16 protein-coding genes and 1 other annotated feature are annotated in these 15,109 nt (G+C 38.1%); all 16 genes read left to right on the top strand.

The genetic code is table 11. The features are described from left to right. The first annotated feature begins 21 nt into the window (after nt 1–21). The 16 genes from ftsZ to FHR85_RS00415 all read left to right on the top strand — a co-directional run bounded on the left by ftsZ (nt 22) and on the right by FHR85_RS00415 (nt 15,106). Nucleotides 22–1,149 (top strand): cell division protein FtsZ, encoded by a 1,128-nt coding sequence (ftsZ, locus tag FHR85_RS00340; protein WP_167259891.1) that lies wholly within the window; start codon nt 22–24, stop codon nt 1,147–1,149. 143 nt (nt 1,150–1,292) lie between these two features. Continuing rightward, the gene (gene spoIIGA / locus FHR85_RS00345) at nt 1,293–2,201 is read left to right on the top strand and encodes a sigma-E processing peptidase SpoIIGA (RefSeq protein ID WP_167259893.1); all 909 of its coding nucleotides are present in this window, start codon (nt 1,293–1,295) and stop codon (nt 2,199–2,201) included. A gap of 1 nt (nt 2,202) precedes the next feature. Next, a complete protein-coding gene (gene sigE, locus FHR85_RS00350; RefSeq protein WP_167259895.1) occupies nt 2,203–2,922 on the top strand; it encodes an RNA polymerase sporulation sigma factor SigE in 720 nt (239 codons plus the stop codon). Nucleotides 2,923–3,019: 97 nt separating this feature from the next. Then, nucleotides 3,020–3,802: an RNA polymerase sporulation sigma factor SigG gene (gene sigG, locus FHR85_RS00355; protein WP_167259897.1), complete on the top strand. Its 783-nt coding sequence runs from the start codon at nt 3,020–3,022 to the stop codon at nt 3,800–3,802. Between the two features lie 148 nt (nt 3,803–3,950). Next, nucleotides 3,951–4,190, top strand: a complete 240-nt coding sequence (locus FHR85_RS00360; protein ID WP_208379560.1) for a YlmC/YmxH family sporulation protein — start codon at nt 3,951–3,953, stop codon at nt 4,188–4,190. A gap of 67 nt (nt 4,191–4,257) precedes the next feature. Then, the gene (pgeF, locus tag FHR85_RS00365; RefSeq protein ID WP_167259899.1) at nt 4,258–5,049 is read left to right on the top strand and encodes a peptidoglycan editing factor PgeF; all 792 of its coding nucleotides are present in this window, start codon (nt 4,258–4,260) and stop codon (nt 5,047–5,049) included. A gap of 14 nt (nt 5,050–5,063) precedes the next feature. Beyond that, nucleotides 5,064–5,738, top strand: a complete 675-nt coding sequence (locus FHR85_RS00370; protein WP_167259901.1) for a YggS family pyridoxal phosphate-dependent enzyme — start codon at nt 5,064–5,066, stop codon at nt 5,736–5,738. Between the two features lie 15 nt (nt 5,739–5,753). Continuing rightward, a complete protein-coding gene (locus tag FHR85_RS00375) occupies nt 5,754–6,191 on the top strand; it encodes a cell division protein SepF (RefSeq protein WP_167259903.1) in 438 nt (145 codons plus the stop codon). Between the two features lie 21 nt (nt 6,192–6,212). Then, the gene (locus FHR85_RS00380) at nt 6,213–6,479 is read left to right on the top strand and encodes a YggT family protein (RefSeq protein ID WP_167259905.1); all 267 of its coding nucleotides are present in this window, start codon (nt 6,213–6,215) and stop codon (nt 6,477–6,479) included. Nucleotides 6,480–6,505: 26 nt separating this feature from the next. Beyond that, entirely contained in the window at nt 6,506–7,279 is a 774-nt protein-coding gene (locus tag FHR85_RS00385; RefSeq protein ID WP_167259907.1) for a YlmH family RNA-binding protein, read from the top strand. Between the two features lie 89 nt (nt 7,280–7,368). Continuing rightward, complete coding sequence (locus FHR85_RS00390) at nt 7,369–7,926, top strand: DivIVA domain-containing protein (protein ID WP_167259916.1); 558 nt, start codon at nt 7,369–7,371, stop codon at nt 7,924–7,926. An 84-nt stretch (nt 7,927–8,010) separates the two neighbouring features. Next, nucleotides 8,011–8,223, top strand: a binding site (T-box leader). A 60-nt stretch (nt 8,224–8,283) separates the two neighbouring features. Continuing rightward, nucleotides 8,284–11,028 carry an isoleucine--tRNA ligase gene (gene ileS / locus FHR85_RS00395; RefSeq protein WP_167259918.1) on the top strand — a complete coding sequence of 915 codons (2,745 nt, stop codon included), beginning with the start codon at nt 8,284–8,286 and terminating at the stop codon, nt 11,026–11,028. A 487-nt stretch (nt 11,029–11,515) separates the two neighbouring features. After that, nucleotides 11,516–12,010 carry a signal peptidase II gene (gene lspA, locus FHR85_RS00400; RefSeq protein ID WP_167259920.1) on the top strand — a complete coding sequence of 165 codons (495 nt, stop codon included), beginning with the start codon at nt 11,516–11,518 and terminating at the stop codon, nt 12,008–12,010. Next, nucleotides 11,982–12,896, top strand: a complete 915-nt coding sequence (locus FHR85_RS00405; RefSeq protein WP_167259922.1) for an RluA family pseudouridine synthase — start codon at nt 11,982–11,984, stop codon at nt 12,894–12,896. Before lspA ends, FHR85_RS00405 begins: the two co-directional genes overlap by 29 nt. 183 nt (nt 12,897–13,079) lie before the next feature. Continuing rightward, nucleotides 13,080–13,619, top strand: a complete 540-nt coding sequence (pyrR, locus tag FHR85_RS00410; RefSeq protein WP_167259924.1) for a bifunctional pyr operon transcriptional regulator/uracil phosphoribosyltransferase PyrR — start codon at nt 13,080–13,082, stop codon at nt 13,617–13,619. Between the two features lie 140 nt (nt 13,620–13,759). Further along, nucleotides 13,760–15,106, top strand: coding sequence for a uracil-xanthine permease family protein (locus tag FHR85_RS00415; protein ID WP_167259926.1), 1,347 nt, complete (start codon nt 13,760–13,762; stop codon nt 15,104–15,106). Nucleotides 15,107–15,109: the final 3 nt, after the last annotated feature.

Genomic DNA, 15,109 nt, shown 5'->3' on the forward strand with positions numbered 1-15,109 from the left:
TGAAAGTAGGAGGAACGAGACATGTTAGATTTTGAAGCGAATATGGAACAATTAGCAACAATCAAAGTAATTGGTGTCGGTGGCGGCGGCTCTAATGCTGTCAACCGAATGATTGAGCATGGCGTACAAAATGTCGAGTTTATTGCTGTTAATACAGATGCACAAGCGTTAAATTTATCAAAAGCTGATACCAAATTACAAATTGGTGAAAAACTCACAAGAGGCTTAGGTGCAGGTGCAAACCCAGAAGTTGGTAAGAAAGCGGCAGAAGAAAGCAAAGATGTATTAGAAGAAGCACTACAAGGTGCAGATATGGTATTTGTAACTGCAGGAATGGGTGGCGGTACTGGTACTGGTGCTGCGCCTGTCATTGCACAAGTTGCTAAAGAAGTAGGGGCTTTAACTGTTGGTGTTGTTACAAGACCATTTATGTTCGAAGGTCGTAAGCGTTCTACTCATGCAACAACAGGTGTTGATACATTAAAAGAAAGTGTCGACACACTGATTGTGATCCCAAATGACCGTTTACTTGAATTAGTTGATAAGAACACACCAATGCTAGAAGCTTTCCGCGAAGCTGATAATGTATTACGACAAGGTGTTCAAGGTATCTCAGATTTAATTGCTGTCCCAGGTTTAATTAACGTGGACTTTGCAGACGTTAAAACGATTATGTCTGATAAAGGGTCAGCCTTAATGGGCATTGGTATTGCAACAGGTGAGAATCGTGCATCTGAAGCTGCCAAGAAAGCCATTTCATCACCATTGCTTGAGACATCTATTGATGGTGCTCACGGTGTACTAATGAATATTTCCGGTGGCCAAAACTTAAGCTTGTTTGAAGTACAAGAAGCAGCGGAAATTGTTACTTCTGCAGCTGATCAAGAAGTTAACGTAATTTTTGGTTCAGTGATTAATGAAACATTAAAAGAAGAAATTGTCGTAACTGTTATTGCAACTGGTTTTGATGAAAATAATGATGAGCAAATCACACAACATTCTCGACCTGCACAGTCCAATACTCAGTCGACATCACAGCAACAACAACCACGTCGCGAGCGTCCCGTACAGCAACAACAACGCCCTGCGTATGAAGAGGATACATTAGATATCCCGACATTCTTACGTAATCGTAATCGCGATCAATAAGAATAGTGAAACCGAAATAAGACAAAAGTTTGCAAAATAAGTAACACTAGAAGCCGAGAAACTGACATGTTTCTTCGGCTTCTTTTTTTATACTCAAGATATATAGTCAAGCTGTTCAGTTTATGAATTAAAGGATGTGTTACGTGCCATTATATGTTGATTTAATCTGGCTACTAAACTTGTTATTTGATTGGATGGTGTTATTACTTGTTTGTTGGGCTACTAAAAGTATTTATCAACCGAAACGAATTGCTTTAGCCGCTTTTTTTGCATCTTTGATCATTCCGCTTCAATTATCATTATCGTTTGAGTGGGTAACGTTACCAATCGTGAAATTGATTTATTCCATTTTAATTATACTGATCGCATTCAAATATCAACGATTAACGCAATTACTACTTCAATGGCTATCATTTTATTTTATTAATTTTACAATCGGTGGCGCTATGTTTGGGTTACATTTTTTTATGATGAGTCACGATGTTTTATTAGATCAAGGTGCTACACCATTTGGTAATTGGTTAAGCTGGGGTGTCGTTTTGGTGTTATTTCCTGTTGCTTATTTCTTAACGAAACATCAATTACAGCAACTGACTGTTAACCAAATGAAACATGACCAATTCTATCTGATCACGATTCGGGCATTAGAGAAAAGTATTACCGTTAAGGGGTTTTTGGACACAGGCAATCAATTAAAACATCCGTTGTCGAAGAAACCCGTTATCTTACTCGATGAAGAAACCTTTCGAAACTGGTTCAGTGAGGAAACATTGTTATTGATGAAACAACAAGATGAATCAGTCTTTCAACATACTGATGATTTACACTGGATTCCGTTTCAAAAGGCAGGTGGTGAACGAGGTTTATTACCTGTCTTCTTAGCTGATGAGGTTTTGGTTCATACAGATTCTACACAAATAAAAACACCACACGTATATGTTGGATTTCATGAAGGTAAGTTGTCACAACAAATGGATGTCCATTGTTTACTACATCCCATGTTGTGGCAATCCAAACAGATGCAAATCAAACACTATAAGGGGGTATCTTAAGATGAAAAATCTATGGTTACGAATCAAAGAAAAGTGCATGATTCTATGGTTCAAGGTTTCAGGAAGATCAGATGAAATATATTATATTGGTGGTCACGAAGCATTACCACCCCCTTTATCAAAGGATGAAGAAAGAAATGTATTGGATCGTTTGATGAACGGAGATCAGGCTGCTAAGTCATTATTAATTGAACATAACTTACGTTTAGTTGTTTATATTGCTAAAAAATTTGAAAATACGGGAATTCATATTGAAGATTTAATAAGTATTGGTTCAATTGGCCTTATTAAAGCAGTTAACACGTTTAACCCTGAGAAGAAAATTAAATTAGCAACATATGCCTCACGATGTATTGAGAACGAAATTTTAATGTATTTAAGACGAAACAATAAACGTAAAACAGAAGTATCGTTTGATGAACCCTTAAATGTCGATTGGGATGGTAATGAATTATTACTATCAGATGTACTAGGAACGGATGATGATTTAATCACGAAGGATATCGAATTTTCAGTTGATAAAACCCTGCTTAAGTCAGCAATGGAATCTCTAAACGGCAGAGAAAAACAGATTATGGAGATGCGATTTGGATTAAGTGGTTATGATGAACAAACGCAGAAAGACGTTGCGGACCGTTTAGGCATTTCACAATCCTATATATCGCGCTTAGAGAAAAAAATTATTAAACGATTAAAACGTGAGTTTAACAAAATGGCTTAAACAATTGTTCTATAGTTAGTCGCTATTAAGTCCGCATAAATTTTCCCATTCTGGAAACAATGATTATTGAGATCAACTCCAGGTGGGAGGGGCAACAATGACGAAAAGTAAAGTGGAAATATGCGGCGTAGATACATCAAAATTACCAGTGTTAACAAATGAAGAAATGCGATTTCTGTTCAAACGTTTACAAGCAGGTCATGAGTCCGCAAGAGAAGAACTTGTTAATGGTAACTTACGATTAGTATTAAGTGTGATTAAACGTTTTAATCATCGTGGTGAAAACGTAGATGATTTATTTCAAGTAGGTTGTATAGGTTTAATGAAATCAATTGATAATTTTGACCTAAGTCAGAATGTTAAATTTTCAACTTATGCTGTTCCGATGATTATCGGTGAAATACGACGTTACTTAAGAGATAATAATCCAATACGGGTTTCTCGTTCATTACGTGATGTAGCTTATAAAGCTTTACAAGTTAGGGAGAACTTGATGAGTAAACGGTCTATAGAACCTACAACGCAAGAAATAGCAAAAGAGATGGATTTGCCTCAAGAGGATGTTATTTTCGCATTAGATGCTATTCAAGACCCTGTTTCATTATTTGAACCAATCTATAATGATGGAAGCGACCCTATTTTCGTCATGGATCAATTAAAAGATGATAAACAAAAAGACTCTTCTTGGCTTAATGAACTAGCGATTCGTGAAGGAATTAAAAAGTTGAATGAACGAGAAAAATTAATTATTAATCAACGTTTTTTTGAAGGTAAGACACAAATGGAAGTAGCAGATGAAATCGGAATTTCACAAGCGCAAGTGTCTCGATTAGAAAAATCAGCCATTAAGGAGATGAACAAGACAGTTCTTGATTCTTAAGAGTAGACAAGCAATAAATAAACGATCAATACAAAGATTCTGAGCCTTAAATCTTTAAAGGTTCAGGATCTTTTTTTATTTAGCTTTTAGCGTTGAGCAAGATTTTAAATCATATAACATAGGATAAACTATAAAGGGGGTCGGCATCATGTTGTTGTCAGAGCTTCAAACAAAAGATATTATAGATGTTGAGAGCGGGGAAAGACTCGGTGTCGTAACGGATTTAGAAATAGATGTCACCATTGGGTTGATTCAATCGATCATTATTTCGACCAAAGGAAAATGGTTGGGCCTTTTTGGAGAGCAAGAAGAACTTTGGATTGATTGGGCTCAAATTCAAATGATTGGTCATGACGTGATTTTAATAAGCCGATCGAAATATTCTTAAGAAAAGGCGCGTTACGTACGCACTACCCTTTGAAATATGATAAAATGTTATGAAAAGGAGTCTTATTATGAACGAACCATTTATAGATCAAGGTACTGCACTTATGCCCCTTTCAAATTGGGATGAATTCCATGTGAAATCGGGTTTTACAACAAGACGAAATGGGTATAGTGAAAAACCGTATGATTATTTAAATATGGCTCTACATGTAAATGATCGTTTGGAAGATGTATTAGCAAATCGACAGTACATAAGTCAGCAACTGAACGAACCGCTTGAACATTGGCGAACACTTAATCAAGTCCATAGTACAGTTGTAAAAGATTTAACGGACCTTGATGATTTAGCTACTAAGCATGATGAGACAGTAATAGATGCTGATGGTATGATTACCAATGATAAAAATCATGTTCTAACCACATTTTATGCCGACTGTGTGCCTTTATATTTCGTCGCACCTCAAGAGCGTTGGATTGGTTTAGCTCATGCAGGTTGGCGTGGGACTGTTAATGGTATAGCCGATAAAATGGTTGAGGCCTTTAACCAACAAGGTATTTCATCTGATGCGTTATTTGTAACGATTGGACCGTGTATTTCTCAACCATATTATGAAGTTGATGAGAAAGTTTCTAGTCAGATTCCAAATCAATTTCAGCAAGTTCTAAAGAGGTCTCAGCAAGATCGTTATTTATTAGATTTAAAAGAACTTAATCGTTTATATTTGCAATTAGCTGGGGTTAAACCCGAACAAATTGCGATCACTCAATATTGTACATATGAATCCAGTGATTTGTTTTATTCATTTCGACGTGACCATGGTCAAACAGGTCGCATGATGGCTTATTTAACACTAACGTAATAAGGATGAATAATATGTCAGTTAAACAAAACTTCGAGACAATCAAACAAGATATTGTTGATACTTGCCAACGAGTTGATCGTGATCCTGATGAGGTGACTACTATCGCTGTAACAAAATATGTGAGCATCGAAAGAGCAAATGAAGCAATCAATGCAGGCATAACAGAATTAGGAGAAAATCGGTCGGAAGAATTTTTAAATAAATATGATGCAATCGGACAAGCAGCTAATTGGCATTTTATTGGCACGTTACAATCTCGAAAGGTGAAAGACGTGATTGGAAACGTAACAACGATTCATTCTTTAGATCGCATTTCTTTAGCGAAAGAAATAAACAAACGAGCCAATCAGACTATTCCTTGTTTCGTTCAAATCAATACGAGTGGTGAAGATTCTAAACATGGTTTGGACCCTAGTGAAGTTATAACTTTTATTGAGGAACTTTCGCAGTACTCAAATATAAAAGTGATAGGTTTGATGACAATGGCACCGTTAGTTGAAGATGAAACGATGATCCGTCAGAGTTTCCGTTCATTAAAAGAACTACGTGATGATATTCAACAACTAAACCTCTCGTTTGCTCCGTGTCAACATTTATCTATGGGAATGAGTCATGACTTTAAAATAGCAATTGAAGAAGGAGCAACTCACATACGGATTGGATCAAGGTTAGTAGGACAAGAATAATAGGAGAGGATTGCAATGAGCTTTAAAGACAAATTCAAATCATTTTTTGATCTTGATGAACAACCTTCTTTTGAAGAAGAATCCAAAAGTTATAGAAAACAACCAGCAACTCATCAACAAGAGGCAGAACAACCTGTGAAACCTCAAACACATGATAATGTGGTCAGTCTAACCTCAATTCAGAACGATGCCAAAATGGTTTTATTTGAACCAACCGACTTTGATGATGTTCAAGAGATTGCTGAACACGTTAAGAAGAAGAAATCAGTTGTGATTAATTTACAACGTGTAGAACACCCAACAGGATTAAGAATTGTCGATTTTCTCAGTGGTACCGTTAATGCCTTGAATGGTGATATTCAAAAATTAGGGCAAAAAACATTCTTGTGTACCCCAGAAAACGTTAATATATCAGGTAGTATTTCAGAAATTTTTAATGATGACGAACAGTAGCTTTGAGAGGATGAAGAGATTTTGGGTCAAATATTAAGTCTGCTTTTAACAGCAGTTCAAATTTATTCATTTATGATTATTGGGTATATTCTAATGTCCTGGTTTCCAGGTGCACGTGAGTCGGGTATTGGTCAATTTTTAGAAAAAGCTGTTGAGCCGTATTTAGAACCATTTCGTAAAATCATTCCTTCACTTGGAATGATAGATATATCACCAATTGTTGCGATTATTGCTTTAAATTTAGCAACGAATGGTTTATATTTTATTTTCACAAGTTTTTTAATGTAAGCTATACATGATAGAAAGAGGAAGCTATGGACTTATATCAACACTTTAGGGCAGAAGAACAACCGTTTATTGACCAAGTACTTGATTGGCGCGATCAAGTAGAACGACAATACACCCCTGTTTTAAGTGATTTCCTAGATCCGCGAGAACAATTAATATTTCGGTCTATTATTGGTTATGATGAGCAATTTAATCTGACCTTTCATGGTGGATATGATCGATCCGAACGAAAGCGAGCTATACTAGCACCCTTCTATGAAGATGTAAAAGAAGAAAATTATAATCTCTCGATCTTACAAGGACAGTATAATGCAAAATTCGTTTCGCTTAGCCACCGTGATCTACTTGGAACGGTCATGTCGTTAGGTTTGCATCGAAAGAAATTAGGGGATTTAATTGTAGAAGATGGTCAATTTCAAATCATCTGTGATCGTGATTTGGCCATGTATCTACAAATGAATATCGACAAGATTAGAAACACTCGGATTAATTTACGTGATGTATCACAAGACGACATCTTAACGCCTAGCTATGAGTGGAAAGAGAAGGATGGTACGGTTTCATCAACTCGACTAGATGCTATATTAAAAGAAATTTATCAGATTTCCCGTCAAAAAGCACAACAATTAATTGAGAAAGAAGCTGTTAAGATAAATCATCGTACAGTCAATAATTCGTCCTTTTCATTACAACCTGGTGATCTGATATCCTTAAAATCATATGGTCGTAGTCAAGTCGTTGATATTCTTGGGGAAACAAAGAAGCAAAAGATTCGTATTAAAACGGCAAAACTAAATTAATATCGTATTTTATTGCAGGAATACAGATGGTTTTGTCGAATTAATGATATACAGAGAACTGCATCGAAAACAAAAGGGGGTTCAAATCAATGGGTCTTACGCCGTTAGATATTCATAATAAAGAGTTTACAAGAGGATTTCGTGGTTATGATGAAGATGAGGTTAACGAATTTCTAGATCAAGTCATTAAAGATTTTGAGAAAGTTGTTCGTGAAAAAAAGCAATTAGAAGAGCGTGTCAATGAAGCCGAAGAAAAACTGAATCATTTTAGTGACATTGAGGAAACATTGAACCGCTCCATTCTTGTTGCACAAGAAACGGCTGATGAAGTGAAGAATAATGCTAATAAAGAAGCTAAATTAATTATTAAAGAAGCCGAGAAGAATGCTGATCGTATTGTTAATGATGCATTATCTAAATCACGACAAGTTTCAATGGAAATTGAGGAGCTGAAGAAGCAAGCTAAAGTCTTCAGAACACGTTTAAAGATGTTAGTAGAAGCTCAGCTTGATATTATTGATAACAGTGATTGGGAAGACTTATTTGAAATAGATACTTCTGAAGAAGATGATCAACAACATTTATATGAAACAACACCACAGGGTCAGGGTTATGCCAATGATTCTACATCTGATTCTTCTTACTAGTGTTTAATGACACTAAGTCTTGACTTGTTATCGGAAATTATCTATAATTTTTTTATCATGAATCATAATGAAACGATAATATAATCGATTGCATTGAAAGGAACAGTACTTCAAGAAAGTTATCAAAGCGAGCTAGGGTTGGTGTGAGCCTAGTGATAACACTTGTAGGAAGATCATCCTGGAGCACCCTTTTTGAAATGGTAGTAGAAAAGGGCGGTTCATTCACGTTACGAATGACGAGTGGAATGATGAAGGTCATTCAACTAGGGTGGTAACGCGAGCTTTCTCGTCCCTTATTAGGGATGGGAAAGCTTTTTTTGTGAACATAATTAAGAAGGATATATAAGGAGGATTCTCATGAGTTATAAAGACACATTGTTAATGCCGAAAACGGAATTTCCGATGCGCGGTAATTTGCCAAACCGTGAGCCAGAAATGCAACAGAAATGGGAAGATGAAGCCATTTACGAAAAAGTGCAAGAACGGACAAAAGGGCGCCCGCTTTTCGTTTTACATGATGGCCCCCCATATGCGAACGGCGATCTACACATGGGGCACGCATTAAATAAAGTTCTAAAAGATTTTATCGTCCGTTATAAATCTATGGCCGGCTTTCATGCACCATATGTTCCAGGGTGGGATACACATGGTTTACCGATTGAAGTGGCTTTAACAAAGAAAAAGAAAATTAATCGTAAAGAAGTTCCTGTTCCTGAGTTTCGTGAAATGTGTAAACAGTATGCACTAGAACAGCTAGATAATCAGAGAACACAATTTAAGCAACTAGGTGTGCGAGGCGATTGGGATAATCCTTATATTACGCTTAATCCATCTTTTGAAGCACAACAAATTCGTGTATTTGGTGAAATGGCGAAAGCAGGATATATCTATAAAGGGAAGAAACCAGTCTATTGGTCACCGTCATCTGAATCAGCTTTGGCAGAAGCGGAAATTGAGTATCATGATAAAAAATCCCCTTCAATTTATGTTGCATTTGATGTAACGAATGGAAATGGTGTTTTAAATGGTGATGAGAAATTCGTCATTTGGACGACAACGCCTTGGACGATTCCGGCTAACTTAGCAATTGCTGTGCATCCTGATCTTGATTATGTCGTGGTATCGACAGATCAAGGAAACTTTGTAATTGCAGAAGATCTTTTAGAAGAAGTTGCTGAAAAAGCAGAATGGCAAGAATATTCCATTCGATCTCGTCATAAAGGTAAAGACTTAGAATATGCCAAAGCACAGCACCCACTTTATGACCGTGAATCACTCATTATCCTAGGAGATCACGTAACCACTGAATCTGGTACAGGGTGTGTTCATACAGCACCTGGTCATGGTGAAGAAGACTATTGGGTTGGTAAAACATATGGTTTAGATGCATTGTGTCCCGTGGATGAGAAGGGTGTTTTCACCGAAGAAGCACCTGGTTTTGCTGGCGAATTCTATGATAAGGCAAATAAATCAATTACAGAGCAATTAAATGAAAATGGTGCATTATTAAAACTTGAATTTATGACTCACTCATACCCACATGATTGGCGTACGAAGAAACCGACAATCTTCCGTGCGACATCACAGTGGTTTGCTTCTGTTAGTGACTTCCGTAATGATCTATTAGATGCAATTGAAAACGTTAGCTGGCACCCACATTGGGGTGAAACACGCATGTACAATATGGTGCGTGATCGTGAGGATTGGTGTATTTCTCGTCAGCGTGTATGGGGTGTACCAATTCCTGTATTCTATGCGGAAAATGGCGAAGCAATCATTACTGACGAAACGATTGCCCACGTTTCCGACTTGTTCCGTGAACACGGTTCAAACATTTGGTTCGAACGCGATGCTAATGATTTATTACCTGAAGGCTTTACTCATCCAGGAAGTCCAAATGGTGAATTTACAAAAGAAACGGACATCATGGACGTATGGTTCGATTCAGGTTCGACTCACCAAGGTGTCTTACAAGAGCGAGAAGATTTAGATCGTCCAGCTGATCTATACTTAGAAGGCTCTGATCAGTACCGTGGTTGGTTTAATTCCTCATTAACGACTGCCGTCGCAATTACTGGCGAATCACCATATAAAGGTATTTTAAGCCATGGCTTTACTCTAGATGGTGATGGAAGAAAGATGAGTAAGTCACTTGGAAATGTGATGGTTCCGTCTAAAATCATGAAACAGCTTGGTGCTGACATTTTACGCCTATGGGTGGCAAGCTCAGATTATGGTGCTGACGTTCGAGTTTCCAATGAGATTCTAAAACAAGTTTCAGAGGTTTATCGTAAAATTCGTAATACGATGCGTTTCGTGTTAGGTAATTTACATGACTTTGATCCGAGCATCCATCGTGTTGCTGAAGAAGATTTAGAAGAAGTGGACCGTTACATGTTAATTCGTTTGCAAGAAACGGTAGCCAAAGTACGAAAAGCGTATGATAATTATGAATTCGCAACCATTTATCATACAATCAATAATTTCTGTACAGTCGACTTGAGCTCGTTCTATCTAGACTTTGCGAAAGATGTCTTATATATCGAAAAACAAGATAGCCATCGTCGACGTAGTATTCAAACGGTTTATCATGAGATTGTCGTTAGTTTGACTCAGCTACTCTCACCAATCTTAGCTCATACAGCAGATGAATTATGGCAACATATTCCTGGTGTTGAAGCTGAAAATGTACAGTTAACGGATATGCCAGATGCTCGTCATGTCGTTGGTGAAGAAGATACCAAAGCGAAATGGCAACAATTAATGGCTGTCCGGGAAGATGTCTTAAAGGCCTTAGAAGCTGCGCGTGATGATAAGGTGATTGGTAAATCCTTAGAAGCACATGTTACTATTGTGCCTAAAGATGAACAAACACGTGACTTATTAGAGTCTGTGGATCATCTTCATCAATATTTAATTGTCTCAGAAGCTTCTGTTGTCGAACATTATGATCCAGCGAAAGCTTATGAGCATGTATCAGTTGCAGTTGATCGCCATGAAGGTGAAACATGTCAACGTTGCTGGGTATCATCCCATTCTGTGGGTCAACACAGTGATCATCCAGATTTATGTGACCGTTGTGCAGACGTTTTATCATCTTAATATGCTCATTCAACGAGCTAACCCTTAAGAACCAGGGTTAGCTCGTTTTTGATTGGTTATGTATTATTTTAGTGTGAGATTTGTAAGGTTGAGCACTGAGTTGTTGAATTGTGAGAAGCGAAGGTGGCGACTCCTGGTCGACTAAGTTCGGTCACGTCCTGTGACCAACGTCGACATTAGGCCGTCCGGGCCGTCACGGGAATAGCATGAGCCTCGAGACCCCGCAGGCCACGCTTTTGGGCCGAGGGATGCACCTGCGTCTTCTCGTAACGCTTCGAAGTAGGCTTCCTCGGTGCAAGTAGCAGAGAAGCTTATTCGATGTAGCTGCCTGGCTCGAGCCATGCCCGCGGAAAGCGTCCACCGATAGCGGATCACAATTCAATAACGGTCATTGACGGAGTGTTTAGATTAACAACATTCATCGTGTTTTCAGTCGTTTTATGGTAAAATGCAAGAGGAAAAAAGTGAATATGGAGGTTATGATGCGTTGATTTATTATATATTAGCTTTATTTTTAATAGCCCTAGACCAAGTTACAAAATGGGTTGTCGTTAAAACGATGGACGTTCGAGATTCAATTGAAGTCATTCCAGGTTTCTTTCACATCACATCCCACCGAAATAGTGGAGCCGCTTGGGGCATGCTAGAAGACCAAATGTGGTTATTCTATATCGTAACGGTATTCGTTGTTGGTGTGATCATCTATTACATGATTCAGTATCGTCATGGATACCGATTATTGAATATTGGATTAGCCTTCATACTAGGCGGTGCAATAGGTAATTTTATCGACCGACTCCGAATTCAAGAAGTGATCGATTTCTTTGATTTTATGATACTTAATTATAACTTCCCGATATTTAACGTAGCGGACAGTGCATTAACAGTTGGTGTTATTCTGATTATTATCTTGATGTTATATGATGAATGGCAGAACAAGAAAGGTGAAAAACATGACGGAAAAACAACAAATCGAAGTTGATGAAACGTATCAAGGAAAACGTCTTGATCATGTTTTAGCGCAATTAAATCAAGAAGCTTCTCGTTCCCAGGTTCAGTCATGGGTGAAGGATGGACATGTGACTGTTAACGGGAAACAAGTAAAAAATAATTACAAATGTCAATTGAACGATCTTGTGGAATGGCAAGAGCCAGAACCAGAAGATATGACACTTGAGCCTGAAAATATCCCATTAGACATTCGATTTGAGGATGAGCATTTGCTTGTTGTGAACAAACCTAAAGGGATGGTTGTTCATCCTGCGTTTGGCCACGAAAAAGGGACACTTGTGAACGCCTTATTATATCACTGTGACGATTTGTCTGGTATAAATGGGGTTAATCGTCCAGGTATTGTTCATCGCATTGATAAAGATACGAGTGGCCTGTTAGTTGTTGCTAAGCATGACAAAGCGCATGAGCGACTATCAGAACAATTAATGAATAAGGAGATTAAACGTCAATATGAAGCACTCGTACATGGCGTTATTTCGCATGAACTAGGTACGATTGATGCTCCTATTGGACGTGATCCTAATGATCGCCAAAAAATGGCGATAGTAGATGAAGGTAAGGAAGCTATTACCCATTTTTCCGTCGTTGAAAAGTTCAATGATTACACACATGTCAGTTGTGAACTAGAGACGGGGCGAACGCATCAAATTCGTATACACTTTAAGTATATTAATCATCCATTAGTGGGTGATCCCAAATATGGTTATCGTAAAACCTTAGATACTGATGGCCAGGCTCTTCATGCGAAAACTTTATCATTCACACATCCAATAAGTGGTGAGGATATGATGATCACCGCAGAGCCACCACAAATCTTTTTAGATACGATTGAAAAAATTAAGAGAATGACTTGACTTTTTTCTACAACACGTTAGAATATGTGATAGTGAAATAAAATTTAAAACCTTTAAACGTAGTCCCGTGAGGCTAGTAAGGTAACGATATAAACATAGTTAGGGATTCGTGTATCTAAACCCCTTTCTCGTTACCTGAAGTAGCGGGAAAGGGGTTTTTTAGTGACAATCGGAGGTGATCTTGTGGAAGAAAAAACACAGTTATTAGATGAAGCAGCAATTGGACGTGCGATAAAACGGATATCGCATGAGATTATTGAACGCAACAAAGGAACTGAAGATTTGGTATTAGTAGGGATTAAAACAAGAGGAACACCTATTGCCAATCGGATCCAACAAACAATTGAACAAATTGAATCGGTCACCGTTCCAACTGGCGAGTTAGACATTTCGCTCTACCGTGATGATCTAACTGAAATCGATAACCATGATGAAGCCCAGTTAAATCAAACGAATATTAACGAAACCCTAGAAGGAAAAACAGTGATTTTAGTTGATGATGTGTTATACACAGGACGAACAGTTCGCGCAGCGATGGACGCAATTGTTGATATTGACAGACCTAAACAAATTCAACTCGCTGTCTTAGTTGATCGTGGTCACCGTGAATTGCCAATTCGAGCTGATTACGTAGGGAAGAACATCCCTACCTCTCAAGAAGAAGTCATTAAAGTTCATTTAAATGAAACGGATAAACAAGAACAAGTGAGCATCTACGAATAATTAAATAGGGGACCTTTAAGGAAGTCCAGTGAGGCTTATAAGGTCGTGAAGTGACGTACATCGGGAAAAGTGTACGTATGCCTCTTTGCGATCTTATCGTAAAGAGGCTTTTTTTATAGCACAAAAAGGAGTGGGAGCAAATGAGTGAACAGGAAAAAGTATTAGACGTAAGAGATGTACCAAATAAAGCGAAATGGTTTTGGCTCAGTTTACAACATTTATTCGCCATGTTTGGTGCCACGATTTTAGTTCCGTTCTTAGTTGAAATGCCAGCAAATGTGGCGCTTGTGACAAGTGGTATCGGAACATTAGCTTATCTCGTTATAACACGAGGTCAAATACCGGCTTATCTAGGATCAAGTTTTGCATTTATTGCACCGATTCAAGCTGCGAGTGTAGCTGATGGTTTACCGGGTGCGATGGTAGGTGCTTTTTTAGCAGGGGTTGTTTACGGTTTGGTTGCCATGTTGATCAAAGTAAGCGGCGTCAATTGGTTACTTAAATTACTGCCACCTGTCGTAGTTGGTCCTGTGATTATGGTGATCGGTTTAGGTTTAGCACCGACAGCGATCGATATGGCGATGTATAACAGTGATGGGAATATTCATTTTACATACATGCTCGTAGCGCTGATCACTTTACTTATTACAGTTATTGGATCAGTCTACTTTAAAGGATTCTTTAACGTCATCCCAATCTTACTCGGGATTGTCGGTGGTTATCTTACAGCTTTAATGGTAGGCATTGTTCAAACAGATGGAATTCAATCAAGCTTTCAAGCATTAACGTCCAGTCGTTCATTCGGAGAAATGATGAATGCAGTGTTTGTCGTGCCAGATTTCATCATTCCATTTGTCGATTATCAACCGCTCGATGTATTAAGTCTATCAGTCGTCTTTATCATGGTCCCAGTCGCTCTAGTGACGATCACAGAACATATTGGTGACCAAATGGTGTTATCAAAAGTGGCTGATCGGAATTTTCTTAAGTCACCTGGTTTAGGTAGTTCGATTTTAGGTGACGGTGTGGCAACAATGATTGCCTCAATTTTAGGCGGACCACCTAACACAACATATGGTGAAAATATCGGGGTACTTGCGATTACAAGAGTTTTCAGTGTGTTTGTCATTGCTGGTGCAGCTGTTCTAGCGATTTTATTTGGATTTATCGATATCATAGCTGTCTTAATTGAATCCATACCTGAAGCGGTTATGGGTGGTGTTTCCATTCTATTATTCGGTGTGATCGCATCGAGTGGTATGCGGATGTTGATTGACAATCAAGTAGACCTCGGTATTAAACGGAATCTGATTATTACCTCGGTCATTTTAGTGATCGGAATTGGGGGAGTTGCTATTCCGGTTAGCGAGCAAGTTGAGATTCCTGGATTGGCGGTTGCAACGATTGTCGGAATTATATTGAATGCAATTCTACCTGGTGGAGAGAACGCTAGAGGAAATGGTCAATTATTTGAGGATGAATCATAAGGG

The organism is Alkalibacillus almallahensis (assembly GCF_011761495.1).
GTDB classification, from domain to species: Bacteria; Bacillota; Bacilli; order Bacillales; family Alkalibacillaceae; genus Alkalibacillus; species Alkalibacillus almallahensis.